This window comes from Enterobacter sp. 01-M-03-SI-ECC, from assembly GCF_047530215.1.
In the GTDB taxonomy this organism is placed as follows: domain Bacteria; phylum Pseudomonadota; class Gammaproteobacteria; order Enterobacterales; family Enterobacteriaceae; genus Enterobacter; species Enterobacter chengduensis.
In genome coordinates, this window is record NZ_JBLKDA010000086.1 from 1 (window position 1) to 1,990 (window position 1,990).

The 1,990-nt window shown below is 62.8% G+C and carries 1 pseudogene; it reads right to left on the reverse strand.

Annotation, left to right across the window (positions count from 1 at the left end):
* Positions 1-103 precede the first annotated feature (103 nt).
* Positions 104-1,870 (reverse strand): annotated as a pseudogene (locus tag ACMWKK_RS26130) (Tn3 family transposase); the annotation flags it as partial.
* Positions 1,871-1,990 lie beyond the last annotated feature (120 nt).

A 1,990-nucleotide genomic window follows, 5' to 3' on the forward strand; every position in this document is an offset into this window, starting at 1 on the left:
TACCAATAAGCGCAATGTTTTCCATGATGGTTCTCCGAATGAAAGCCTGTCCTCAGCATAGTACTGGGAAGGAGGGAGTGACCATCTCATTAAATAAAGCACGCTAAGCCGGTTGCAGCGGTCGTAGCGGCCTGAACTTGCCCGCGCCGATCTTGGCGCTGCTGCGCCAGAGGTAATCGCCGGTGAGGTTGATGTGCTCCCAACCGAGCGGCGACAGGTACTGCAACAGCGCGTCATCAACGGCATGGCCGTTGCCACGCAGCGCGTGCGCAGCCCGTTCCAGATAGACCGTGTTCCACAACACGACGGCAGCCGTTACCAGATTGAGGCCGCTAGCCCGGTAGCGCTGCTGCTCGAAACTGCGGTCGCGGATTTCACCCAGGCGGTTGAAAAACACTGCCCTGGCCAGCGCATTGCGCGCCTCGCCCTTGTTCAGGCCGGCATGCACGCGGCGGCGCAGTTCCACGCTTTGCAGCCAGTCCAGGATGAACAGCGTGCGCTCGATGCGGCCCAGCTCGCGGAGCGCCACGGCCAGGCCGTTCTGGCGTGGGTAGCTGCCGAGCTTTCGGAGCATCAGGGAGGCCGTCACCGTGCCCTGCTTGATCGAGGTGGCCAGCCGCAGGATTTCGTCCCAATGGGCGCGGACGTGCTTGATGTTGAGCGTGCCGCCGATCATGGGTTTCAGCGCGTCATAGGCGGCGTCGCCCTTCGGGATGTAGAGCTTGGTGTCGCCCAGGTCGCGGATGCGCGGCGCGAAGCGGAAGCCCAGGAGGTGCATCAGGGCGAAGACGTGATCGGTGAAGCCCGCCGTGTCGGTGTAATGCTCCTCGATCCGCAAGTCGGACTCGTGGTACAGCAGGCCGTCGAGCACGTAGGTCGAATCGCGCACGCCGACGTTCACGACCTTGGTGTGAAATGGCGCGTACTGGTCAGAAATGTGGGTGTAGAACGTCCGCCCTGGGCTGCTCCCGTATTTCGGGTTGATGTGGCCGGTGCTCTCGGCCTTGCTGCCGGTGCGGAAGTTCTGGCCGTCCGACGATGAGGTGGTGCCGTCGCCCCAGTGCTCGGCGAAGGGATGGCGGAACTGTGCGTTGACCAGATCGGCCAGCGCCGCCCCGTAGGTTTCGTCGCGGATGTGCCAGGCTTGCAGCCAAGCCAGCTTGGCGTAGGTCGTGCCGGGGCAAGACTCCGCCATCTTGGTCAGGCCCAGGTTGATCGCGTCGGCGAGGATCGTGGTCAGCAACAGGTTCTTGTCTTTGGCCGGGTCGCCCGATTTCAGATGCGCGAAATGCCGAGTGAAGCCCGTCCATTCGTCCACCTCCAGCAGCAGTTCGGTGATCTTGACGTGCGGCAGGATCATTGCCGTCTGGTCGATCAGGGCCTGTGCGGTGTCGGGTACCGCCGCGTCGAGCGGCGTGATCTTCAAGCCTGACTCGGTGATGATGGCGTCCGGCAGCTCGTTGGCCGTCGCCATACGGTTGACGGTGGCAAGCTGTGTTTCCAGCAGCGTCAGCCGGTCGTTCAGGTACCGGTTGCAGTCGGTGGCCACGGCCAGCGGCAATTCGCTGGCCTGCTTGAGGCTGGCGAATTTCGCGGGCGGCACCAGGTAGTCCTCGAAGTCCTTGAACTGGCGCGACCCCTGCACCCAGATGTCGCCGGAACGCAACGCGTTCTTCATCTCCGACAGCGCGCACAGTTCGTAGTAGCGCCGGTCGATGCCGGTGTCGGTCATGACCAGCTTCTGCCAGCGCGGCTTGATGAACTCGGTCGGCGCGTCGGCGGGCACCTTGCGGGCGTTGTCGCTGTTCATGCCGCGCAGCACCTCGATGGCGTCGAGCACGTCCTTCGCGGCGGGAGCGGCCCGCAGCTGGCACTGTTGCAAAGTTAGCGATGAGGCAGCCTTTTGTCTTATTCAAAGGCCTTACATTTCAAAAACTCTGCTTACCAGGCGCATTTCGCCCAGGGGATCACCATAATAAAATGCTGAGGC